This is a genomic window from Patulibacter americanus DSM 16676 (assembly GCF_000420025.1).
Taxonomy (GTDB): Bacteria; Actinomycetota; Thermoleophilia; order Solirubrobacterales; family Solirubrobacteraceae; genus Patulibacter; species Patulibacter americanus.
On the sequence record NZ_ATUD01000010.1, the window covers coordinates 77,641 to 99,376 of the forward strand.

Here is a 21,736-nt window from a genome sequence, read left to right on the forward strand (position 1 = left end):
GGCGCCGGAGCGCCGTCGTGCGAAGCTCGGCCCATGACGCTCACGCTCGGCAACGGACCGCTCGGCCGCACGGACGGTCGCTTCAAGTTCGACCTCGAGGGCGCGAGCCCCGCGCACCGGCTGTTCCTCCAGCCCTACGGCCTGCGGGTGCGGGCGTCCGTGCGCGGCACGATCGTGCTCGACACGCTCGACGCCCAGCTGCTCCACGAGACGGGGCTGCCCCCGCGGGTCTACGCGCCGACGGGCGACTTCCGCGTCGAGGCGCTGACCCGCACCGCCACCTCGACGCACTGCCCGTTCAAGGGCGACGCGTCCTACTGGTCGCTCGACGTCCACGGCCACACGATCGACGACGCCGTCTGGGCGTACGAGGAGCCGCTCGTCGCGTCCTCGTGGCTGCGCGGCCTCGCGGCGATCGACCCCCGCCACGTCGAGGCGTGGTTCGTCGAGGACGAGCGCGCCACGGGCGGCTTGCGCGACCCGTACCACCGGGTCGAGGTCTACGGCACGTCGCGCCCGGTCGAGGTCCTGATCGACGGCGAGGTCGCGGCGCGCTCCACGCACGCCAAGCTCGTCGCCGAGACCGGGCTCCCCGTGCGCGCCTACGTCCCCGCGATCGACGTGCAGCTGCCGGCCGGCCCGGGCACGGCCGCGCGGACCGTCTGCCCGTACAAGGGCGAGGCGTCGTACTGGACGGTCGGCGGCCGCGACAACGCCGCGTGGAGCTACGAGCTGCCGCTGGCGGAGGCCGCCGCGATCCGCGGACACTGGGCGTTCGACGACTCCCAGGAGGGCGTCGAGGTGCGCATCGGCTGAGGACCTCGGACCCGCAGGACCGGCCCCAAAACGACGGAACCCCCGCGGCGGCGGGGGTTCCGGATCCAGCGGAGCGACGGGGATTCGAACCCCGGAGGGAGCTTTCAACCCCCAACTCGCTTAGCAGGCGAGCGCCTTAAGCCACTCGGCCATCGCTCCGTGGATTCGCGAGTCTAGCGGCCCGCGCCGGAGGTGGAAGTGCCGCCCCCGGGGTGCCGCTCCCGCGGGGCCTCAGGCGTTCGGGACGACCGCGAGCGCGACGACGAGGAAGTGCGCCAGCGCCGCGACGATCACGAGCGCGTGGAAGATCTCGTGGTAGCCGAAGATGCGGGGGAGGGGATCGGGCTTCTTCGTCGCGTAGATCACGGCGCCCACCGTGTAGAGGACCCCGCCGCCGACGAGGCCGACGGCCGGCCAGGGGCCGAGGTCGCCGACGAGCTTGGGGAAGATCGCCATGCCGGCCCAGCCCATGCCGAGGTAGATCGCGGCGGACACCCACTTCGGGGCGCCGATCCAGAGCAGCTTGATCGTGATGCCGACGCCCGCCATGCCCCAGGCGACGCTGAGGACCGTGGTGCGCCAGCCGCCCTCGAGGACGAGCGCGGCGATCGGGGTCACCGTGCCGGCGACCATCACGAAGATCATCGCGTGGTCGAGCCGGCGCATCCACGCCCGGGCGCTCGGACGGGTCCAGTTCACGCGGTGGTAGATCGCGGAGACCGTGAACAGGCCGACGATCGACACGGCGTAGATGGCGGAGACGATGCGCGCCTCGCCCGCGGGGGCGGAGAGGACGAGCGCGGCTCCGGCCAAGGCCGCCACCATCGCGGCCCATTGGTGCAGCACGCCCCGCAATCGCGGCTTGAGGGCGGGCATCGGGACGTTCAGCTTGGAGTTGTCCAGCACCTTGGCCACCCCCCGATGGTACTCCGGCGGAGCGCGTCATGCCAGGGGGTGGACGGCCGTGCACTGAGAGGGTGGTGCGGCGGGTGCGGCGGGCGTCGCGCGCGGCCGGCCGGAGCCGTTCCGTGACGGCGCTCCGGAGCGCGCTCGCGGGCGGTCCGCGCTCGACGCGCGCGGCCCGCGGGACCGGTTGACGGCCTCGGTACGCTCGAAGAAGCCGTCTCTCGAAGGAAGAGTCACCCCATGCTGTTCAGCAAGAAGCCCGACGCCCTCATCGACCCCTCCGAGACCCTCGAGGGCCGCGACACCCTGATGCCGATCCACGGCGTGCACCCCGTGCTCGCGCGCCCGATCGTTCCGCCGTTCCCGGAGGGCAGCCAGCACGCCTTCTTCGCGATGGGCTGCTTCTGGGGTGCCGAGCGGACGTTCTGGCAGACCCCCGGCGTGCTCGTGACGGCGGTCGGCTACCAGGGCGGCGAGACGCCGAACCCGACCTACCGCGAGGTCTGCTCCGACCGGACGAACCACGCCGAGGCGGTCCTCGTGGTCTGGGATCCGGAGCAGGTCACGTTCGAGCAGCTCCTGCGCACGTTCTGGGAGGGCCACGACCCGACGCAGGGCATGCGCCAGGGCAACGACATCGGCACCTCCTACCGCTCCGCGATCTACACCACCACGCCCGAGCAGCAGGAGCAGGCCGAGGCCTCCCGCGTGAACTACGGCAAGGCCCTGAAGGACGCCGGCCACGGTGACATCACGACCGAGATCCGCTTCGCGGGCGACGGCCCCGGTGCCTTCGGCGGCGCGCTCACCGGCGGCCAGATCCCGTTCTTCTACGCCGAGCCGGACCACCAGGCCTACCTCCACAAGGTCCCCAACGGCTACTGTGGCCACGGCGAGACGGGCGTCAGCTGCCCGATCGGGCTCGTCCAGGCCTAGCGCCCGGCGGCCGCCGACCCCTCGTCGGCGGCCAGCAGCCGCTCTGCGCCGTCGATGGCGTAGGGCAGGCTGTGCACGCCGGTGAAGGCCATCGCCGCCCCGTACTGCGGGGCGTCGTAGTACGGCACCTCGATGACGTCGCCGCGGCGCACGACGTCGAGGCGCCTGAACGCCGGGTCGTCCATGACCTTCGCGCGGTTGGCGCGGTCGACGAGCACGAACAGCTTGTCGACGTCGAGGAGGTCCAGCCGCTCGCGGCTGAGTTCAAGCCCGAACTCGCCCTTCGCGGCGGCATCCAGCGGCTTCGACGGCGCGAATCCGAGCTCCTTCAGGAGCTGGCCGCGCGGGTCGCTCGAGCTGAACGCGTAGAACGACCCCTCGTTCCCGTCGGTGATCGCGGCGGTCTTCCCCGCGTACTCCGGGTGCGCACGGCGGAATGCGGCGAAGCGCTCCCGCACGCCGCGGATCAGCCGTTCCCCCTCCTCCTCGCGCCCGACGGAGCGCGCGATGGCCCGCGTCTCGTCCGGCCACGGGGTCGTGTACGGCTTGAAACGCGGATCGTGGGCGACCGTCGGCGCGAGCTTCGAGAGCTTGGCGTAGTCCCCGGCGCCCAGGTCCTGGTAGACGGCCAGGATCAGGTCGGGTCGCTGGGCGGCGACGCGCTCGAAGTTGATCTCGAACCCGCCGGTCGACACGACCTGGGGCTTCTGCCCGCCCCAGTCTCCCCACGGCCAGTTCGCGAACGTGCCCTGACCGAACCAGTCCATGGCCCCGACGGCCTTGATGCCGAGGGCCAGCAGCGTGTCCTGATCGCGCAGGCCCACGGTCACCACCCGCTTCGGCGCGGACGGGATCGTCGTCGTGCCCCGCGCGTGGGTGACGCGCACCGGGAACGCGTCACCACCGGTCTTCGCGGTCGCTGACGCCTCGGTGCTCGCCGGATCGTCCCCGCCGCACGCGGCCAGGACGAGGGCGGCGAGGAGCAGGGGGAGGAGGAGCAGCCGTCGCATGGAAGGGAACCCTAATGGCGGGCTGGCCGTCGCTTGCGCCGGGCATGCCGACGGGCACGCAGCACGGAGGTGCGTTCGCCCGGGCTGTCCGTTTGGCGACATCCGCTGTCCAGCAATCGCGACGTCTCGAGCGGGGCGACACGGTCCCGAGCGCGAGCTCCTAAGGGGACACGGTTCGGTCCCACGGGCGTCCGCGTCGGCGTCGGGCGGGACCGACGCGTGCGAGTCCGTGGGAGTGACGTGGCTCGGACGAATCGTGTCGCCGGGCGGACATGGCGGGCGGTAGCCTGGCCCGATGGGGCCCCGCGCCGACACCGCCGTGCGCCGGGGCGCGCTCTCCTCCTCCGCTCCGACGGAGCCGGCGCGGCCCCCGGCCGACCCGATCCGGGGCGAGCCGATCGGTGAGGCGGCGGGCCCGGGCGGCGCGGTCCCGGTCCTGCGGTCCGCCCGCTACGAGCTCGCCACCGGCGAGGGGTTCGGCGTCCACGCGCACCCGGAGCACCAGCTCGTTTGGGCGCCCCGGGGCGTCGTCGACGTCCGCGTGGGTGCGGAGGCCTGGTCGATCGGGCCCACCCAGGCCGCGTGGTTCCCCGGCGGCACGGAGCACGACGTCGTCGCCCGGCGGCCCGCCAGCGTCCACTGCGCCTACGTCGACCCGTGGCGCTGCCCCGCGGCGCTGGCCGGGCTCGGCCCCGCGGCGCTGGCGGCGACGCCGCTGGTGTGCGAGCTGCTGCGGTTCCTCGGGGCCGACGCCGCCGACGGCCGGGAGCGCGCCCACGCCGAGGCGCTCCTGCTGAGCCTGCTGCGCCCCGTCGGCGGCCGGGTCGTGGCGCCGCGCATGCCGCGGGACGACCGCGCCGTCGTCGTCGCCCGGGCGCTGGCCCAGGACCCGGCGGACGGCCGCAGCCTGGAGCAGTGGGGGCGGCTGACGGGCGCGAGCGCACGGACGCTCGCGCGGATCTTCGTGGCGGAGACGGGTGTCCCCTTCGCCCGCTGGCGCGCGCAGCAGCGGATGAGCGCAGCCGCGGGACTGCTGGACGAGGGGCTGCCCGTCGGGGTCGTGGCGCGGCGCGTCGGCTACGCGGGACCGAGCGCCTTCGTGGCCGCCTACCGCCGGGCGACCGGCCGCCCGCCCGCGGCGTCGCGCCGCGGCGGCTGAGGGCGGCCTCAGACCCCGGCGACCGTCCCCTGCCGCAGGCGCGAGCCCTCGCGGGCCTTCTCCACGGTCAGCTGCATCGGGACCCGCTGCTTCAGCTCCGGCACGTGGGAGACGATGCCGACGGCGCGGCCGCCGTCGCGGAGGTCGTCGAGGACGCCGAGGACCTCGTCGAGGGTCTGCTCGTCCAGGGTGCCGAAGCCCTCGTCGATGAAGAGGGTGCCGAGGTCCAGGCCGCCCGCCTCGGCGCTGACGGTCTCCGCCAGCCCGAGCGCCAGGGCGAGGGAGGCGAAGAACGACTCGCCGCCGGAGAGGGTCGACGTGTCGCGCTCCTCGCCCGTCCAGCCGTCGCGCACTCGCAGGCCCAGGCCGGCGTTGCCCTTGCCGCGGCCCGTGGCGGCCTCCTCGTGGAGGACGAGCGCGTAGCGGCCGGCGGACATCTGCAACAGGTGGACGGTCGCGGCGGCCGCGACCTGCTCGAGCCGGGCGGCGAGCACCCAGGACGAGAGCTGGATCCGGCGCCGGTTGCCCGTGCCGCCGCGGGCGAGCTCGGAGAGCTCCCGCGCCCGGTCGGCGGCCGCCATGAGCGGCGCGAGGGCGTCGAGCGCGGCGCGCAGCGCCTCCCGGCGCTCCGCCTCGCCGTCGGCGCAGCGCCCGACGGACGCGGCCTCCGTCGCCGCCTCCTCCGCGGCCCGCGCGGCGGCGGCACGGGCAGCCTCGACCTTCGGCAGGTCGACAGGCGGCTCGAGGGCCGTGGCCGCGATCTCGGGGACGGCCAGGACGCCGCGGGCGGAGGAGCGGGCCTCGTCGACCTCCCGGACCTGCGCCTCGAGCGCCTGCACCTCGCGTGGGGCCATGATCGCCGCTGCGGCGGCGTCGGCGTCCGTGACCTCCTGCTCCCGCAGCGCGGTGGTCAGCGCGGCGTCGGCCTCGGCCTGCGCGGCGACTGCGCCGACGTGCGCCTCGTGCGCCGCGGTCGCCTTCTCGAGGAACGTCGCCTCGTGCTTGAGGCCCGCCACGCGCGCCGCGACGTCCGGGAAGTCCCCCCGGGCGGTTGCGATCCGCTCGCGCAGCAGCGTCAGCTCCGTCTCGAGCCCGTCGGCCTGCGCGCCGAGGGCCGCGGCCCGGTCGCGGGCCGCGGAGAGGGTGGCGCGGTCGCGCTCCACGCGGGCGTCGAGATCCCGGCGCTCGGCGGCGGCGCGCTCGCCGTCGGCCGCGGCCGCCCGGACGGCCCGCAGCCGCTCGGCCAGGGTCGCCGCCTCGGCGCGCAACGCGTCCGTGGGCACGTCGACGACGGCACCCGCGGCCGGACTGCCCGGGCCGCCCGCGGCCTGCCGCGCGGCGGCCAGCGCGGACCGCAGCTCGCCGGCCTCACGCTCCGCGGCCTCGCGGGCGGTACGCGCCGCGTCGGCCGCGTCGGCCGCCGCGCGCTCCTGCTCCGCGGTCACGTGGCCGTCTCCCGGCGTCGCCGGTGCGGGGTGGTCGGTCGCACCGCAGACGGGGCACGCGTCGTCGATGCCCAGGCCCGCGGCGAGCTCGGCGGCGTAGCCCTCCAGGCGCGCGTGCCGTAGGCGCTGCACGTGGTCCGTGGCGGCCTGGTGCGCGTCGACCGCGGCGCGCGCCGCGTCGGCGGCGCGGGTCGCGCGGGCCGCGAGGTCGTCGCGTCGGGTGCCGGCGTCGGCGCGGGCGGCCGCGGCCGTGGCCTGCTCGCTGAGCGCGGCCGCCTCCGTCGCGGCGTCCGCTGCCCGTGCGCGCCGCTCCTCGAGCGCAATCCCCGCCGCCTCGGCGCCGCGCAGGCGCTCGTCCGCGGCCGCGCCCTCGTCCAGGGCCGCCCGCGCCGCGCCGCGCAGGCGCTGCAGCTCGGACGCGCGTCCCGCCAGCCCGGCCTCGGCCGCGACGAGGTCGCGGAGGCTCGCGGCGTCGTCCGCGCGGCGACGGGCGCCGGCGGCCCAAGTCTCGGGGTCGGCGGAGAGCGCCTCGTCCTCGAGCGCGGCGATCCAGCCGCGCGCCTTCACCATCGTCCGCTCCGTGTCCTGCGCGCGGGCGCGGGTGGCGCGCACGCCGTCCAGGTACCCCCGCAGCGGGGCGGCACGGTGGTGGGCCGCGAGCCGGGCGACGCGCTCCTCGTGCTCGGCGGCGTGCGCCTCGATCTCCGCCAGGCGGGCCTCGGCCTCGCGCCGGCGACGCTGGCGGTCGGCGTGCTCGCGGGCCTCGTCCCGCTCGAGCTCGGCGGCCCGCAGGGCGCCCGCGGCCTCCTCGCGGGCGCGGTCCGCGGCGGAGCGCTCGGCGGCCAGGCGCTCGCGCTCGGCGGTCAGCCAGGCGTCGACGTCCTCCGTCGTGGCGCCCTCGCGGAGCTTCGGCGGGGGCTCGGGCGCCGACCACGCGCCGCAGCCCTCGCTCAGCGCGTTGTCGGCCTCGTGCTGGGCGGCCTCGACCGCCGTGCGGGCCTCCCGCGCGCGGTCCTGCAGCCACAGCTCCATGCGCGAGAACCGGCCGGCGTCGAACAGGCGCTCGAGTACGCCCTGGCGGGCCTTGGCGTCGGCACGCAGGAACGTGGCGAACGCGCCCTGGGGCAGCATCACGACCTGCAGGAACTGCTCCGCCGTCATCCCGAGCAGCGGATCCAGCTCGTGCTTCACGTCCTGCACCTTGGCGGCGACGGCCCGCCACTCGCCGTCGGCGCCCTGCAGCTCGAGGACGGCCGACGCGAGCTCCGCGACCAGGTCGCCCTCGCCGCCGCGCTTGCGGGGACGCAGGTGTGGGGGCACCCGGGCGACGCGGATGCGGCGCCCGCCGACCGTCGCCTCGAGGGTCACCCGGGGGGTCGCCTCGGCGCTGCGGTGGTCGCTGGCCAGGCGCCCGGCGTCGCCGCGGGCCCCGGGGACCTCGCCGAACAGCGCGAAGCAGATCGCGTCCAGCACGCTCGTCTTGCCGGCGCCCGTGGGGCCGGACAGCAGGAACAGCCCCGAGTCCGACAGCGCGTCGAAGTCGACCTCCTCGTGGCCACCGAAGGGGCCGAACGCCTCGATCTCCAGCCGGTGCAGGCGCACTCAGTCCTCCTCGTGGTCGCGGCCGACGCGCTCGGCGGCGGCGCGCAGCAGCGCGGTCTCGGCGTCGTCGGGGCCCGCCCCGCGGACGTCCTCGACGAACCGCTCGAGCACCTCCAGGTCGCTGCGGCCCTGGACCCGCTCCGCGGCGATCGTCGCGGCGGCCAGCTCGCCCTCCGGCGCGTGCTGCAGCACCAGGACGCGCGGGAACCGCCGGCGCAGGCGCTCCATCGGGCGGGACGGGAGGCGGGCGTCCGTCAGCGTGATCTCGACCCACGCGGCCTCGTGCTCGTGCTCCGCGTGGGCGGGATCGCCGAGCAGCTCGTCGATCGTGCCGCGCAGGCGCACGAGCCGGAACGGCGCCGGCACGGGGACGAACCGCACGTCGGCCACACCAGTCGCGTCGAGCTCGACGATCGCCGTCGTCTTCGCGGCGTCGGCCTCGGTGAAGGAGTAGGGGAGGGGCGAGCCCGCGTAGCGGACGGTGGGGCGCGCCTCGGGCGGGGCGCCGCTGTCGGCGCCCGCGGAGGGAACGGAGGCGACGGCCGTCGCGGGCGCCGCGGCGGGAGCAGACGCGACGGGTCCGGCCGGGGCGTCGGGCGCCGTGGCGGTCGCCGCGGGGGCGGGGTCCTCGAGGGCGAGGGCGAACAGTCCGCCGAGCTCGGCGAGGTCGTCGGCGGGCGTCGGCGCGGCGGCGCTGCGCCCGTCCGCGCGGTCCCGGCCCTCGTCCTCGCCACCCGTGGCGCCGTCGCCCTCCCGGCCCGTACCGTCCGTGGTCCGCTCGTCGCCCGCCGCGGGTGCCGCGGCCACCTGCTCCCCCGCGGTCACGTCCCCCGCGCCGCCCCCGACCGCGTGCGGCCGGTGCAGGTGCCCGAGCGCCGCGTAGGTCACGCCCGCGAAGACGCTGGGCGGGACGGTCTGGGCGCCGCCGATCGAGATGTCGCGCTCGGATTCCGACGGCTCACCGCCCTGCACGAACGCGTGGGCGACGACGACGGCGCGGGGCGGGGGGCCGTCGGCCGGGGTGCGGGCATCGAGGTCGGCGCGCACGCGCGACATGGCGGCGCCGATGACGGCTTCGTGGGAGCGCTCCTCGACACCGAGCGGGCCGCGGGTCAGGTCGGGGTCGAGGTAGGGGAGCGCGTAGATCGCGACGGGGCCGTGCTCGTCGTCGAGGACGACGGGGTCGCCGGCCCCCAGCGGCTCCGTGCGCAGGTGGACGCCGCCGGCGGCGATGAGCTCGGCCGCGAAGCCGAGGCGGCCGGCGGAGTCGTGGTTGCCGGAGATCGCGATGACGGGGGCGATCTCGGCCAGCCGGCGCAGCGCATCGCCCGCCACGCGCACGGCCTCGACGGGCGGGAGCGCCCGGTCGAAGACGTCGCCCGCGAGCAGGATCGCGTCGACCCGCTCCTCGCGCGCGACCTGCACGAGGTGGTCGAGGACCTCGCGCTGGGCGTCGAGCAGTGGGACGCGATGGAGCGTGCGCCCCAGGTGCCAGTCGGCGGTGTGGAGAAGCCGCATCGGGCAGACCACGCTACGCCCCGGACCGGACATCGGCGGGCACCTCCACCGAGCCCTATCTATTGACTTTCGATAGATAGTGCGCGAGGGTCGATGCATGCCGTCGGTTCGTCGCGTCGTCCTGCCCCTCCGAGCCCTCCTGGCCGTGACGTTCGCGGCCATGCTGCTGCTGCAGTTCTTCTCGCTCCCCGGGCAGTTCGCGCACATGGCGAGGGAGCAGCCCGAGGACGCGTTCCTGCGCTGGCCGCTCACGATCTTCGGTGGGCTCGAGGTGCTCTGCGTGCAGGTCGTGATCGTCTGCACCTGGCGCCTGCTGACGCTCGTGCAGCGGGACCGGATCTTCAGCCAGCGCTCCCTCGTCTGGGTCGACGGGATCGTCGCGGCGATCGCCGTCGGCTGGCTGCTGCTGCTCGCGCTCTTCGTCTACGTCGGCTCCCGCGCGGACGACCCCGGCAACCTCGTGGTGCTGCTGGTGCTGCTGCTCGCGGGCGGCGTCCTCGGCCTGCTGATGGTCGTGATGCGCGCGCTGCTGCGGCAGGCCACGACGCTGCGGACCGAGATGGACGCGGTCATCTGATGCCGATCGTCGTGCGGATCGACGTCGAGCTCGCCCGGCGCAAGATGAGCGTGGGCGAGTTCGCGGAGCGCGTCGGGCTGACGCCGGCGAACGTCGCGGTGCTCAAGAACGGGCGCGCGAAGGCGGTGCGCTTCAGCACCCTCGAGGCGATGTGCCGGGTGCTCGACTGCCAGCCCGGCGACCTGCTCGAGTGGGTTCCGGACTGACCGCGGCGCGGCGTGCGGGCCGCACCGCGCGGGCCTCGCAGCGTGCGCGGTCGTCCGGCCCCGCCGCGCATCGCGCCCCGCCGGGCTCCCCGCGCCGCGGTGCCAGCGGCGTCCCACGGCTTCCCGTCGCGCGCCCGATTGGCCTACGATCGCCGCTATCGCCGATCGCTACGACACGGACCCCGACGACGCCGCCGAGGAGGGCCGCGAGCCGTCGCCGCTCGACGCCATGCCCGGTCTGGCCCGGATCGCGACCCGCGGCGGCCTGCAGGCCGCGACCTGGGGCGCCCGGACGTCGGTCAAGACCGGTGTGGCGATCACGAAGCGCCTCCCCTTCGGCGGCCTGGCGCTCAAGGCGGCCGAGGAGGCCGCCGGCCAGGCCCGGCGCGGCGCCCGCCAGCTGCTCGGCGTGGACGAGGTCGAGCAGCGGCTCAGCCGGCTGGTCCCGGAGCGGGTGACGGAGACCTCGCGCGCGTGGTCGAACGCCGCGGCGCAGGCGCCGGTCGAGGACCCCCACGCGCTCGACGCCACCGAGGTCCTGCAGCGCCGCGGCGCCGGGCTGCTCGCCCAGGCGGCCGACGTGCGGTTCGAGGAGCGGACGCACCCCGCCTACGGCCGCATCCTCGACGAGCTGACCCCGGACGAGGCCCGCATCCTGCGGCTCATGGCGACGAAGGGCCCGCAGCCCGCCGTCGACGTGCGCACGGGCCGGCCGCTGCGGATCGGCTCCGAGGTCGTCGCCGCCGGGCTGACCGTCATCGGCGCCGAGGCCGGCTGCCGCTACGTCGAGCGCGTCCCGGCGTACCTGAACAACCTCTTCCGCCTCGGCCTGATCTGGTTCTCGCACGAGGAGCTGCACGACCTGCGCGGCTACCAGGTGCTCGAGGCCCAGCCCGAGGTGGCCCAGGCGATGAAGCGCGCCGGCCGCGCCGCGCGCGTCGTCCGCCGGTCGATCGCGCTGACGCCGTTCGGCGACGACTTCTGCGAGGCGTGCCTGCCGCTGCGCCCGCCCGGCCGGCCCGACCTGCTGCCGACGCAGACGCCCGCGCCGGGCACGCCGCCCGGCGGCGGGCCGGCCCCGGCCGCCCCGCGCGGCACGCCGCCGCCCGGCCCGGGCACGCCCGTCGTGCCGCCCGCTCCCGCCGCCCCGCCCGCCCCCGGAAACGCCTCCGCGGCCCCCGGCGGTGCCTCCGCGCCACGCGGCTCGCGGTGGGGCGGACCCGGCTCCGCCGGCGGGGCCTCCCGGCCGTGAGCGACGCGGTGCTTCCCGTCGCGGCGGCGCTGCACGTCCTCGGCCTGCACATCCCGCTGCAGGAGCTGATCTCCGTCCCGCTCTTCATGGGCGCGATCGGCTACGTCACGAACTGGTCCGCCGTGTGGATGCTGTTCAACCCCCTCGAGTTCAAGGGGGTCCGAATACCCGGCATGCGCTTCTTCGTCCGGCTCGCACCGCGCAAGGTGCAGCAGATCCCGGGCGTGATGCACGGGGGGATTGGCTGGCAGGGGATCATCCCGTCGCGCGCGGCGAAGATGGGCTCGATCGCCGTCGACAAGGGCATCGCCAAGCTCGGCAGCGCCGCGGACTTCTACCAGCAGCTCGAGCCGGAGAAGATCGCCGAGCACATGGTCGCGTCGGTCCAGCTCGAGCTGCGACCGCTCGTGGAGCGGATCATGGAGCGCGAGCACCCGCGGCTGTGGCACGACCTGCCGCCGCAGGTGCGCGAGGCCGTCCACGCCCGCGTCCGCGCGCAGCTGCCCGACATCGTCCGCGAGATCACGGACGAGATCGGCGAGCACATCGACCAGCTCCTCGACGTGAAGCTCATGGTCATCCGCCACCTGGAGGCGCGGCCCGAGCTGTCCAACCGGATCTTCCAGGAGGTCGGCCGGCGCGAGCTGCGCTTCATGGTCAACTTCGGGTTCTTCTTCGCGTTCCTGCTCGGGTTCCCCGTCGTGCTGATCACGGAGGCCGTGCCCTACTGGTTCGTGCTCCCGGTGCTCGGCACGTTCGTGGGCTGGGCGACGAACCTCGTCGGCATCTCGATGATCTTCGAGCCCGTCGAGCCGCGCCGGATCCTCGGCGTCAAGGTGCAGGGCCTGTTCCTGCGCCGCCAGCCGCAGGCCGCCGACATCTACTCCCGCGTGATCTCGGAGGAGGTGCTGACGCTCGCGGCGATCGGCGACGAGCTCCTCAACGGCCCGCGCTCCGACCGCACGCGGATGATGATCGAGGACGCGCTGCGCCCCGCCGTCGATCGCGCGACCGGCCCGGCCCGCGCCGCCGTCCGGCTGATCATGGGCGGACGCTCCTACGACGCCATCCGTGACCAGGTCGCCGTCGAGGCCGTCGAGTACACGATGACCCCGCTGCTGGACCCGGAGTTCAACAAGGTCCAGGGGGAGCGCATCCGGCTGCTGATCCGCGACCGGTTGACGACGATGTCGCCCCACGACTTCGTCGAGATGCTGCGCACCGCGATGAAGGAGGACGAGTGGCTCTTGTTCCTCCACGGCGCCGTCCTCGGCTTCGGCGCCGGCCTGCTGCACCTCGCGATCTTCGGCTGAGCGCCGGAGGAAGCACGGCGTCGCGCGGCTCACCCGGGCGCGCGCACCTGTCGACCGTGGGCGTCACGAACCCCGGTCGGCCGGCCCGTCGTCGCGTCGTCCCGGGGGGCAGAGCGGTCGACCGCACGTCCACGCGGCACGGGGACCCGGGGCACGCTGCGCCCGGCCGCTCTAGAGTTGAGGAGCGTGTTCCGGCGCCCACGGAGGGGTGGCAGAGTGGACGATTGCGCCAGTCTTGAAAACTGGAGGCCGGGTAACCGGCCCAAGGGTTCGAATCCCTTCCCCTCCGCCTCCTGCCGCGCGTCGCGGCCACCCGTGACGGGCCCGCGGCCCGTCTCCACCACCCGGAGCACGCAGCGGCGCCCTCCCCCGGAGGGGTAGAGGGCGCCGGAAGGTGCTGACCCGGGGATACGACGGCAGCACGGGCGTCGCCACCCGCACGCCGGTCGTCGCCGGTCAGTTCGGGTAGAGCGCCCCGATGCCGTTGAGGTCACCCTGCGAGTTCCACCGCTGCTTGATGTCGTTCTGGAACGAGTAGGGGTACATCACGAGCCAGTCGTCGTACGCGCCGCCCGAGACGTGGTCCAGACCGTAGGCGTGGCCCCATTCGTGGGCCGCGACCGACCACACGTCGTAGAACCCGGGGAGCGCGCCGTCGGTGTAGGGCTGCTCGTAGTTGAAGAGCATGTCGAAGCTCACGATCCGCCGCGTCTGCCCACCCGGACCGGCGACGGCCTCGGGGGCCAGCTGCCAGTTGATGCACGCGAGGATCAAGCTCGGCGCCGCCTGGCAGTAGTTCTGAACGAGCGTCCCGTTGCCGACCAGGATCGCCGAGATGCCGTCGGCGAGGTTGACCCCGAGCCCCGGGACGGAGCCGCCCCACGTGCTCTGCGTCCGCCACGGCACGGCGAACCCACACTCGTTCCAGCGGTCGTCGATGGTCGCCCGGCCGCCGTTGATCAGGCCCTCCCAAGAACCGTTGGGGAGGTTGGTGTAGTAGGTGACGCCGCGGTTGGGCCACATGCTGAAGCGGCGGCCGGTGTTGAAGTTCGCGTTGAAGCACCGCGGGTGGCTCGGCGGGTAGGCCCGCGTCTGCGCCGGACGCCTCTCGTGGTCGTGCTCCGCCGACGCGGGCGCCGTCAGCGCCTTCTCGTCCGCCGGCGCCTCGGCCAGTGCGCCGTCCGCCAGCGCCTCCGTCACGAGCCGCGTCGCGCGCGGATCCTCCGGGCTGATGTAGTCGACGGTGCCGGCGGTCAGGACGCCCTCCGGCGTGGACTCCATGTGGTCGGTGGGAACGTAGGTGCGCTTCTTGCCGAACGTCCGCAGCTCGTACTTCGTGGCCTTCTGCAGCGTGCCGTCTGCTCGGCAGCGCTGGACGGCGTACGACGCGTCGTCGAGGTAGAGCGTGCGGCGCTTGGCGCTGCCGTCGACGGGCACGGACCCGGCACCGTCGCCGAACTGGTCGGCGATGCCCTGCGGGTCGCTGCACAGCGCCTTCGACGACGCCTTGCTCGCCTGGGCCTGCTGCGGGACCGGCGCGGCGGCGGCCGACGCCATGCCCACCATGGCGAGACTCATCGCCGCCGCGCAGGCGGCGGTCGAGGTGACCTTCTTCAACATCGGGGGACTCCTGATCGGGGGATCCGGGCCCACGCAGGCCCGGGCTGCGGTCGTTCGCCGCGACACGACAATACGACGTACGCGCAGGCTCCGTGTGGATTTCTGGTGACCGGCGCGCGGGCACGCGGGGCCCGCGCACCCGCTCCGTCAGCGGGTCGTCAGGCCCAGGTCGTCCAGGCGGAAGGTCGTCGCCCGGGCGCCGTCCTCGCGGGCGACGAACCGCAGGGTGACGCGCTCGCCGGCGTAGGCCGAGAGGTCGACGGTGTGGGAGACCCAGCCGCTGCGGTCCGCGTTGGACCACGTGCGCAGGGTGGTCGCCGACGGGCCGCTCTGGACGTCGAGGCGCAGCGTGTCGCGGACGGAGGTCTGCCGCAGGCGCGCGGCGGCGCGGCGGTTGCGGGCACGGACGGCGGCGCGGAGGGTGCGGGCCGCGGCGCGCTCCTCCGTGGTCACGGCCATCCAGATCCGCAGGCGCCCGTCGGCCGGCACGCGCAGCGTCTGGCTGAGGACGGTCGTGCCGGTGCGGCCGCGGGCGCCGAGGCGGGCGTAGCGGGCGCCGCTGCGTGCGCGCGCGGCGTCGCGGACGATGACGCCGGTGGAGGCCGCCCAGCCGAGCGTGCCGCCCTCGAAGCCGCCGTTGACCAGAGCCGGGGCGGGAGCGGGTGCCGGGGCCGGCGCGGGCTCAGGCTCGACGGGCGCCGGTGCGGGGGCCGGGGCGGGCGCCGGGGCCGGCTCCGGCGCGGGTGCCGGGGCGGGTGCGGGCTCCGGGGCGGGCGCGGGGCTCGGGGCCGGCGTGGGTGTCGGTGCGGGTGCCGGGCTCGGCGCCGGCGCGGGCGTCGTGGTCGGCGCGCCGAGCGTGAGGCCGGAGAAGAGCAGGGCGTTCGGCGAGCCGGCGCCCGGGTCGGTGACGACACCGGTGGTGGCGCCGCCGACGAGCGCGTCGCGGACGGCGGCCGGGGTCGCCGCCGGGGCGCCCTGCAGGAGGAGCGCGGCGGCGCCGGCCACGTGCGGGGCGGCCATGGAGGTGCCGCTCATCGTCGCGACGGCGGTGTCGCTGCCGTGGCCGGCGGAGCGGATGTTCGCGCCGGGGGCGAAGAGGTCGAGGCAGGTGCCGTAGTTCGAGAAGGAGGCGCGGGCGTCGCGATCGGTGCTCGCGCCGACGGTGATCGCCGCGGGGGCCCGGGCCGGCGACGTCGTGCAGGCGTCGACCGACTCGTTGCCCGCAGCGACGGAGTAGACGACGCCGTCGGCGATGGAGCGGTTCACGGCGGAGTCGAGCGCCCGGGAGGCGGAGCCGCCGAGGCTCATGTTCGCCACGGCGGGGGTGCCGGCGACGTGGTCGGCGGTGACCCAGTCCACGCCGGCGATGACGCCCGAGGTCGCGCCGGAGCCCGTGCAGTCCAGGACGCGGACGGGCGTGAGCGCCACGTCCTTCGCGACGCCCCAGGTGCGGCCGCCGACGGTGCCGGCGACGTGGGTGCCGTGGCCGTTGCAGTCCGCGGTGCCGCGGCCGTCGTTGATGGAGGAGTAGCCCGCCCCGACGCGTCCGGTCAGGTCGGCGTGGGTCGCGCGGATGCCGGTGTCGATGACGTAGGCGGTGACGCCCGCCCCGGTCGTCGCCGTGGTGAACGCGCCGTTCAGCGGCAGGGCGCGCTGGTCGATGCGGTCGAGCCCCCACGGGGCCGGCGACTGGGTCGCCGACGCGGTCAGCGCCCGGTCGGCCTCGACGTAGGCCACCCGGGGGTCGCGCAGCGTCTCGCGGAGCTGGCGCGGGCTCAGGCGGCCGGCGAACCCGCGCACGGCCTGGCGGTAGGTGCGGGAGACGGACGCCCCGCGATCGCGGGCGTCCTCGACGGCGTCATCGGTCGCGGCGGCCGGAGCGTCGCCGTCCAGGACGACGATGTAGCGGTCGGGCAGCGCGTCGGGCGCACCGGCGCCCATCAGGGGCGCGTCGGCCTGGGCGACGGCCGGCAGGCCGAGCGTCGCGGCCGCGACGACCGCGGCGGCGAGGGAACGACGGGTCGTGCGAGCACCGGGGGTCACGCCCTGGTGATCGGCGTCGCGCCCGCGGGCTTGAGGGCCGCGGGCGTCACGCCGCCGCCCTTCAGCCGCCCTTCGCCCGCTCCTCCTCCATCGTCCGCAGCTCGATGCGGCGGATCTTGCCCGTGAGCGTCTTGGGCAGGTCCTCCACGAACTCGACCTCGCGGGGGTAGGCGTACTTCGAGTGGCCGTCGCGCACGAAGGTCGAGATCTCGGCCGCCAGCGCGTCCGAGGCGTCGTGGCCCTCCGCCAGGACGACGAACGCCTTGACGATCCACCCGCGGCGCTCGTCGGGCTTGGCGACCGCGGCGGCCTCGGCCACGGCGGGGTGCTCGAGGCACGCGGACTCGACCTCGAACGGGCCGACGCGGTAGCCGGCGGTGAGGATCACGTCGTCCGCGCGGCCCTCGAACCAGACGTAGCCGTCCTCGTCGATCCGGGCGGCGTCCTTGGAGTGGAACCACTCCCCGCCGAACGTCGCCTCCGTGGCCTCGGGGTTGTTCCAGAACCGCAGCGGCCAGGTCGGGCTGGACTCGCGACGCCAGCAGATCTCGCCGCGCTCGTTCGGGGCGACGGGGCGCTCGTCCTCGTCGAGGACCTGGACGTCCCAGCCCGGCATGACCTTGCCCATGGAGCCCTCGCGGACCTCCATCCACGGGAAGTTCGCGCACAGCGGGTAGCCCTCGGAGAGCCCGTAGAAGTCGAGCACCGTGACCCCGAACTGCTCGCGGAACCACTTGATCGCCTCGGGGTTCAGCGGCTCGCCGGCCGAGCACGCGCGGCGCAGCGGGATGGGGAACCGCGTGCCGGCGTCCTTCACCGCCATCAGAGACCGCATCGCCGTCGGGGTCGTGAAGAGGTTCGTGATCTCGTGGCGCGAGAGGAAGGACAGCTCGTCCTCGGGCGCGAACCCGCCGCGGCGCTGGTGCACGTAGTGGGTGGCCCCGGTGCGCCAGGCGCCGAGCAGGGGGTTCAGCCCGGCGGCCCAGGCCCACTCGCTCATGGAGCGGAACCGCTCGCCGGGCTGGATCTCGTGGCAGAGCTCGAACTCCTCGTGCGCCAGGACGAACCGGTGCGCGTGGAGGATGCCCTTCGCCAGGCCGGTCGTGCCCGAGGTGTAGAAGAGCTGCGCCGGGTCGTCGCACGAGGTGTCGACCGTCTCGAACTCCGGGGATGCCGCCTCGAGGGCGTCGGGCGTGAGCACGAGCAGCGTGTGGTCGGCGGAGCCGGGCAGGCCGTCCTTGCCGCCGTCCGCGTCCCAGCCCGGGAGGCCCGTGACGGCGGCGGCGATCTGGTCGCGGTGCGCCTCGTCGGTGACGACGAGCCGGGCGCCGGAGTCGCGGATGCGGTGGCGGATGCCCTCCTCGCCGTAGAGGACCGACATCGCCAGCAGGATCGCGCCGGCCTTGTACGTGCCGAGGAACGCGGCGGCGGCCTCGGGCGTGGGCGGGACGAGCATCGCGACGACGTCCTCGCGCCCGATGCCGTGCTCCACCGCGAGGTTCGCGAAGCGGTTGGCCAGCTCGCGCTGCTCCTTCCAGCGCACCTTCCGAACGGTGCCGTCGGGGCCCTCGTGGACCATCGCCAGCTTCTCGTCGGGGTGCTTGTCGCAGACGTCGGAGGCGATGTTGTAGCGCTCCGGCACGTTCCAGACGTGGTTCGCGACGAGTTCGTCGTAGGACTTCGCGGGGGCGGACATGGTGGGCTCCATCATGCCGCCGTCCACGCCGCGACGCCAGCCTCGGCGACCTGCTGGTCCTGGTCGACGGTTCCCGCGCTGACGCCGATCGCGCCGACCGGCTCGCCGTCCGGACCGGGGAGCGGGATGCCGCCGGCGAAGGTCACGAGACCGCCCGAGGAATGCTCGAGGCCGTAGAGCGGCGCGCCCGGCTGGGTGACGTCCTTCAGGGCTCCCGTCGGCAGCTTCATCGCGGCCGAGGTGTAGGCCTTGCGCTGCGAGATGTCGATCGAGGCGAAGATCGACCCGTCCATCCGCGCGAACGCGACGAGGTGGCCGCCGGCGTCGACCACCGCGATGTTCATGGGCTGGCCGATTGCCTGGGCCTCGGCCTTCGCCGCGGCGACGACGGCCTCTGCGGCCTCCAGCGTCAGGCGGGCCGGCGCGGCCGGAGCCTCGGCCGCGTCGGCGGGGGAGGACTTCGCGGCCGCGGCCTTCGTCGTGCGGCGCGGGGCGCGCGGCTTGGCGGCGGTCTTCGCCGCGCTCGGGGTGCTCGGGCTCATCGGGGGCTCCGGTTCGTCGGGTGGTCGGTCAGGGGAACGGTCTTGACGAGGCGCGCGGCGTCCTGGCCCAGGCAGCGCAGGGCGAACGGGTCGGTCGCGTCGCCGTGGAGGAACGGCGCCGCGTCGGGGAGCCGCGGCACGGTCACGCACGCGTGCTCGGCGTCGAGCGCGACGCCGACGCGCAGGGTCGACGCCCCGGCGGCGGCGTGGGCGGCGGCGGCGAGGGCGGCCGCGGTCGAGACGGCGGCAGAGGGCGCATCTGCGTCGACGACGGTCGCGGGCACGCCCTCCTCCTCGAGCCCGGCGAGCAGCTCGCGCAGCGCGCCGTCGGCGGCGCCGGGCAGCCGGGCGACGCGGATCGCGGGACCCGCGGTGTCCTCGTCGCGCCGGCGCCCGCGGCGCAGGTCGGCCGGGCTCACGACCGCACCTCCGTGGGGGCGCCCGCCACGCCCGCGTCTCCGCGATGGGGACCTTCGGCGTCGTGCCCGGGCCGGGCGTCGTCGCCGGGCCGGGTGCCTTGGGCGTCGTTCCCGGGCTCCGCGATCTCGGTCGCCCCGTCCTCGCCCTCTGCGTGCCGCGCCACGAGCCCCGTAGCCACCGCGTTGCGCGGGCCCGCGACGCCGCGGACGTTGCCGGTGCCGCAGACGATCCCGAACTCGGCGGTGGCCTCGGCGATCATCTCCGGGATCTCGAAGTCCAGCGAGGACCCGCCGAGCAGGACGACGAAGTCCAGGCGGCGGATCGCGCCGTCGGGGGCCACCTGCTCGAGGGCGCGCAGAGCGTTGACGACGAAGACGCGGCGCTTGGCCTCGCGGCGTACGCGGCGGATGGCGTCGAGGGACGCCCTCGTCGGGATCGGCGTCAGGCGGCCGTCGTCGCCCAGGGTCACGACGCGGGCGAAGACCTCGGCGGGGAGTGCCTCGTCGAAGAACGTCACCGACCCGTCCTCGAGCCGCAGCTGAAACAGGCTCTCGACCTTCGCGAGCGGCAGCCGCTTGATCTGCTCCGCGACGTCCCGGTCCTCCAGGCCCAGCTCGGACTGGATGAGCTTCGTGACGAGGTCGCCGGCGCCCGAGACGTGGACGGTGGCGATCCGGCCCTCGCGGTCGGCCAACGCGGCGTCCGTCGAGCCGCCGCCGAGGTCGAGCACGGCCAGGGGGCGGTCGGTGCCGGGGGTGGTGAGCGCGCCGCGGATGGCCATGTCGGCCTCGATCCCGCCGATCACGACCCGGCAGCCCGTCTCGTCCGCCAGCGCGACCGCCAGGCGCTCCATCGCGGTGCGGCCCGTGCGGACCATCGCCGCGAGCGCGACGGCGTTCTCGAGCCGGAACTCGCCGGCCAGCCCGCCCCGGACCTCCTGGGGGACGGAGGTGTCGACGGCGAGGATGTCGCGGATCCGCACGTCGCCCGGGTCGTCCTCCGTCAGCGCGGCCATCGTGTCGCGCACGCCGGCGAGCATGCCGCCGACGTTCGTGCCCGCCGCGCCCGTGGCGTCCTGCAGCGGCCGCACGGCCCGCAGCACGCGCATGATCTCCTCCGCGCCCGCGTCGACGTCGACGCTGCGGCGGGTCCGCTCGCCGATGAGCTCGAGCGCGCCCGCGGGGATCCGGCGCGCGGTGATGTCGCCGCTGGGCGTGCGGACCACGACGGCCGAGCGGTTGCCGATGAGCGCGCGCGAGACGGGGGCGATGAGGCGCGTCTCCTCCGGGTCCAGGCCGAAGATCGTCGCCAGGCCGTAGGTGTTCGAGAGCGTGGAGATCGTGCGGCCGGGCGCGGCGACCTCGACGGCGGCGTCCATCCCGAGGGGGACGCGGTCGACGAACGCGACCTCGTCGACGATCGGCAGCGGCGCCGAGAGCCGGTTGGCGATGAGCCGCGCGTCGTCGCGCTGGACGACCGCGCCGCGCACCTCGACGCCGCGGGCGCGGGCCGCCTCGATGGCCGCGGCGGCGTCCTCGAAGTCGACCTCGCGGGGGATCACGACGATCGCCGCGTCGCCCTCCGGCACCTCGCCGAGGGCGTCGTAGCCGACGGTGCGCCCGACGCCCAGGCCCTCGCCGCCGGGGGTCGACGGGTCGTGGCCGATCATCGTCGACTCGGTGATGATCGTCTCGGTGATGGTCTCCATGGCCATCCCGGAGATCACCGGCGTGGCCTCGTTCAGGAGCAGCACGTCGACGTCCTCCAGCGCGCGGCCGCAGCCCTCCAGCGCGCCGCGCACGGACTGCACGATGCCGGCGACGTTCTGGCTCGTGCCCTTCACGCCGCTCGTGCGGGCCAGGTGCCCGCCGAGCCAGCGCGGGTCGGTGGCGGGGGGACCACCGACCGCGCCGGTCGACGCCGGCAGCTCGGCGACGCACGACTCCGTCGTCGAGTTGCCGACGTCGACGCCGACGACGAGCCGCGGCCGCTCAGGCGATGCGGACATCGAGCTCGACGGGCGCGCGCCCGGGCTGCACGAACTCCGTCTCCTTGATGTGCAGCACGGCGGCCTTCGCCTGGTAGCGGGGGCGGGCCATGAAGTCGTTGCGCGTCGGCACCGGCTCCGGGGCCTCGCCCTTGGCGTAGCCCGCGGCGTTGCGGCCGATGGCGCGGAACGCCTCGGCGTCGAGCAGCGGGGCCTGGGGGAAGAGCTCGAGGTTCGACAGCCGCGGCAGATCCCGCTGGTGGATCATCGTCGTGCCGCGGGAGAGGATCCCGATCGAGACGCCGGAGCCGGAGAGCTTCGCGCCGGCGTGGGCGATCCGGGCCAGGTCGGCGCCCGCGAAGAAGCGGATGACCCGCGCGGAGACGCCCTGCTCCTCGATGCCGGCCAGCGTCTGGCGCAGCACCTCGGCCAGCGGCAGGTCGACGATCGTCTTGCGGAAGAAGTCGCCGAACGCGGGGGAGAGCGCGATCACGACCTCGTCGCTGCGCGTGCCCTGCTCGGCCGGGCCCTTCTCCGTCAACTCGAGCGTGCGCTCGGGCGCGGCGGCGACGGGCCCAGAGGCCGCGGAGGGCTCGGCCGACGGGGTCGGGGTGGTCGCCGGCGTCGGCGTGGTCGTGGGCGCGCCCGCGCTGTCGGTGGTGCTCATGGTCTGCTCCTCGGCCGGGGC

The 21,736-nt window shown here is 75.4% G+C and carries 18 protein-coding genes, 2 tRNA genes and 1 pseudogene; 8 read left to right on the forward strand and 13 right to left on the reverse strand.

The window, feature by feature from the left end; translation table 11 throughout:
• The first annotated feature begins 33 nt into the window (after positions 1-33).
• A complete protein-coding gene (locus tag F593_RS0115760) occupies positions 34-816 on the forward strand; it encodes a DUF427 domain-containing protein (protein ID WP_022929714.1) in 783 nt (260 codons plus the stop codon).
• Positions 817-885: 69 nt separating this feature from the next.
• Here F593_RS0115760 and F593_RS0115765 read toward each other — a convergent pair.
• Positions 886-975, reverse strand: a tRNA-Ser gene (locus tag F593_RS0115765).
• A gap of 72 nt (positions 976-1,047) precedes the next feature.
• Positions 1,048-1,731, reverse strand: a complete 684-nt coding sequence (gene trhA / locus F593_RS0115770; protein WP_022929715.1) for a PAQR family membrane homeostasis protein TrhA — start codon at positions 1,729-1,731, stop codon at positions 1,048-1,050.
• A 231-nt stretch (positions 1,732-1,962) separates the two neighbouring features.
• Between trhA and msrA the strand changes: the two genes are divergently transcribed.
• A complete protein-coding gene (gene msrA, locus F593_RS0115775) occupies positions 1,963-2,658 on the forward strand; it encodes a peptide-methionine (S)-S-oxide reductase MsrA (RefSeq protein ID WP_022929716.1) in 696 nt (231 codons plus the stop codon).
• Here msrA and F593_RS25885 read toward each other — a convergent pair.
• Positions 2,655-3,668: an iron-siderophore ABC transporter substrate-binding protein gene (locus F593_RS25885; protein WP_022929717.1), complete on the reverse strand. Its 1,014-nt coding sequence runs from the start codon at positions 3,666-3,668 to the stop codon at positions 2,655-2,657. The genes msrA and F593_RS25885 overlap by 4 nt on opposite strands.
• Positions 3,669-3,963: 295 nt before the next feature.
• On the opposite strand from F593_RS25885, the gene F593_RS0115785 reads away from it, so the two are divergent.
• A complete protein-coding gene (locus tag F593_RS0115785; protein ID WP_022929718.1) occupies positions 3,964-4,827 on the forward strand; it encodes a helix-turn-helix domain-containing protein in 864 nt (287 codons plus the stop codon).
• Between the two features lie 8 nt (positions 4,828-4,835).
• Here F593_RS0115785 and F593_RS0115790 read toward each other — a convergent pair whose 3' ends face one another.
• The 3 genes and pseudogenes from F593_RS0115790 to F593_RS31240 form a co-directional block, all read right to left on the reverse strand.
• The gene (locus F593_RS0115790; RefSeq protein WP_022929719.1) at positions 4,836-7,874 is read right to left on the reverse strand and encodes an AAA family ATPase; all 3,039 of its coding nucleotides are present in this window, start codon (positions 7,872-7,874) and stop codon (positions 4,836-4,838) included.
• The gene (locus F593_RS31235) at positions 7,875-8,699 is read right to left on the reverse strand and encodes an exonuclease SbcCD subunit D C-terminal domain-containing protein (RefSeq protein ID WP_342672898.1); all 825 of its coding nucleotides are present in this window, start codon (positions 8,697-8,699) and stop codon (positions 7,875-7,877) included.
• 33 nt (positions 8,700-8,732) lie between these two features.
• Positions 8,733-9,392: pseudogene (locus F593_RS31240) on the reverse strand (metallophosphoesterase family protein); the annotation flags it as partial.
• Between the two features lie 97 nt (positions 9,393-9,489).
• Between F593_RS31240 and F593_RS0115800 the strand changes: the two are divergent.
• The 5 genes from F593_RS0115800 to F593_RS0115820 all read left to right on the forward strand — a co-directional run bounded on the left by F593_RS0115800 (position 9,490) and on the right by F593_RS0115820 (position 13,029).
• Complete coding sequence (locus F593_RS0115800; protein WP_022929721.1) at positions 9,490-9,969, forward strand: DUF2975 domain-containing protein; 480 nt, start codon at positions 9,490-9,492, stop codon at positions 9,967-9,969.
• A complete protein-coding gene (locus tag F593_RS0115805) occupies positions 9,969-10,175 on the forward strand; it encodes a helix-turn-helix domain-containing protein (RefSeq protein WP_022929722.1) in 207 nt (68 codons plus the stop codon). The genes F593_RS0115800 and F593_RS0115805 overlap by 1 nt, the downstream gene beginning before the upstream one ends.
• Before the next feature lie 229 nt (positions 10,176-10,404).
• Positions 10,405-11,427: a DUF4393 domain-containing protein gene (locus tag F593_RS29400; RefSeq protein WP_022929723.1), complete on the forward strand. Its 1,023-nt coding sequence runs from the start codon at positions 10,405-10,407 to the stop codon at positions 11,425-11,427.
• Positions 11,424-12,740 carry a DUF445 domain-containing protein gene (locus tag F593_RS0115815; protein ID WP_028721733.1) on the forward strand — a complete coding sequence of 439 codons (1,317 nt, stop codon included), beginning with the start codon at positions 11,424-11,426 and terminating at the stop codon, positions 12,738-12,740. The genes F593_RS29400 and F593_RS0115815 overlap by 4 nt, the downstream gene beginning before the upstream one ends.
• A gap of 202 nt (positions 12,741-12,942) precedes the next feature.
• Positions 12,943-13,029 (forward strand) — tRNA-Ser (locus F593_RS0115820).
• A 167-nt stretch (positions 13,030-13,196) separates the two neighbouring features.
• Here F593_RS0115820 and F593_RS0115825 read toward each other — a convergent pair.
• From F593_RS0115825 to F593_RS25905, 7 genes are all read right to left on the reverse strand, one after another.
• Positions 13,197-14,360 carry a matrixin family metalloprotease gene (locus tag F593_RS0115825; RefSeq protein ID WP_157251872.1) on the reverse strand — a complete coding sequence of 388 codons (1,164 nt, stop codon included), beginning with the start codon at positions 14,358-14,360 and terminating at the stop codon, positions 13,197-13,199.
• Between the two features lie 147 nt (positions 14,361-14,507).
• Positions 14,508-16,403: a S8 family peptidase gene (locus tag F593_RS29405; RefSeq protein ID WP_022929727.1), complete on the reverse strand. Its 1,896-nt coding sequence runs from the start codon at positions 16,401-16,403 to the stop codon at positions 14,508-14,510.
• A gap of 61 nt (positions 16,404-16,464) precedes the next feature.
• Complete coding sequence (locus tag F593_RS0115840; protein WP_051160562.1) at positions 16,465-18,099, reverse strand: acetate--CoA ligase; 1,635 nt, start codon at positions 18,097-18,099, stop codon at positions 16,465-16,467.
• Positions 18,100-18,110: 11 nt separating this feature from the next.
• Positions 18,111-18,512 carry a heme-binding protein gene (locus F593_RS0115845; RefSeq protein WP_028721736.1) on the reverse strand — a complete coding sequence of 134 codons (402 nt, stop codon included), beginning with the start codon at positions 18,510-18,512 and terminating at the stop codon, positions 18,111-18,113.
• A gap of 125 nt (positions 18,513-18,637) precedes the next feature.
• Positions 18,638-19,060 carry a glycerol dehydratase reactivase beta/small subunit family protein gene (locus F593_RS0115850; RefSeq protein ID WP_051160561.1) on the reverse strand — a complete coding sequence of 141 codons (423 nt, stop codon included), beginning with the start codon at positions 19,058-19,060 and terminating at the stop codon, positions 18,638-18,640.
• Positions 19,057-21,069: a diol dehydratase reactivase subunit alpha gene (locus F593_RS25900; protein ID WP_022929730.1), complete on the reverse strand. Its 2,013-nt coding sequence runs from the start codon at positions 21,067-21,069 to the stop codon at positions 19,057-19,059. The genes F593_RS0115850 and F593_RS25900 overlap by 4 nt, the downstream gene beginning before the upstream one ends.
• Entirely contained in the window at positions 21,053-21,715 is a 663-nt protein-coding gene (locus F593_RS25905; RefSeq protein ID WP_084630114.1) for a propanediol/glycerol family dehydratase medium subunit, read from the reverse strand. The genes F593_RS25900 and F593_RS25905 overlap by 17 nt, the downstream gene beginning before the upstream one ends.
• Positions 21,716-21,736: the final 21 nt, after the last annotated feature.

Excerpts from the sequence above, each read along its gene's own strand:
- F593_RS25885 (WP_022929717.1), bottom strand. The coding sequence starts at position 3,668 with ATGCGACGGCTGCTCCTCCTCCCCCTGCTCCTCGCCGCCCTCGTCCTG.
- msrA (WP_022929716.1), top strand. The coding sequence starts at position 1,963 with ATGCTGTTCAGCAAGAAGCCCGACGCCCTCATCGACCCCTCCGAGACC.
- F593_RS0115785 (WP_022929718.1), top strand. The coding sequence starts at position 3,964 with ATGGGGCCCCGCGCCGACACCGCCGTGCGCCGGGGCGCGCTCTCCTCC.
- F593_RS0115825 (WP_157251872.1), bottom strand. The coding sequence starts at position 14,360 with ATGTTGAAGAAGGTCACCTCGACCGCCGCCTGCGCGGCGGCGATGAGT.
- F593_RS0115840 (WP_051160562.1), bottom strand. The coding sequence starts at position 18,099 with ATGTCCGCCCCCGCGAAGTCCTACGACGAACTCGTCGCGAACCACGTC.
- F593_RS25900 (WP_022929730.1), bottom strand. The coding sequence starts at position 21,069 with ATGTCCGCATCGCCTGAGCGGCCGCGGCTCGTCGTCGGCGTCGACGTC.
- F593_RS0115805 (WP_022929722.1), top strand. The coding sequence starts at position 9,969 with ATGCCGATCGTCGTGCGGATCGACGTCGAGCTCGCCCGGCGCAAGATG.
- F593_RS29400 (WP_022929723.1), top strand. The coding sequence starts at position 10,405 with ATGCCCGGTCTGGCCCGGATCGCGACCCGCGGCGGCCTGCAGGCCGCG.
- F593_RS25905 (WP_084630114.1), bottom strand. The coding sequence starts at position 21,715 with ATGAGCACCACCGACAGCGCGGGCGCGCCCACGACCACGCCGACGCCG.
- F593_RS0115800 (WP_022929721.1), top strand. The coding sequence starts at position 9,490 with ATGCCGTCGGTTCGTCGCGTCGTCCTGCCCCTCCGAGCCCTCCTGGCC.
- F593_RS0115760 (WP_022929714.1), top strand. The coding sequence starts at position 34 with ATGACGCTCACGCTCGGCAACGGACCGCTCGGCCGCACGGACGGTCGC.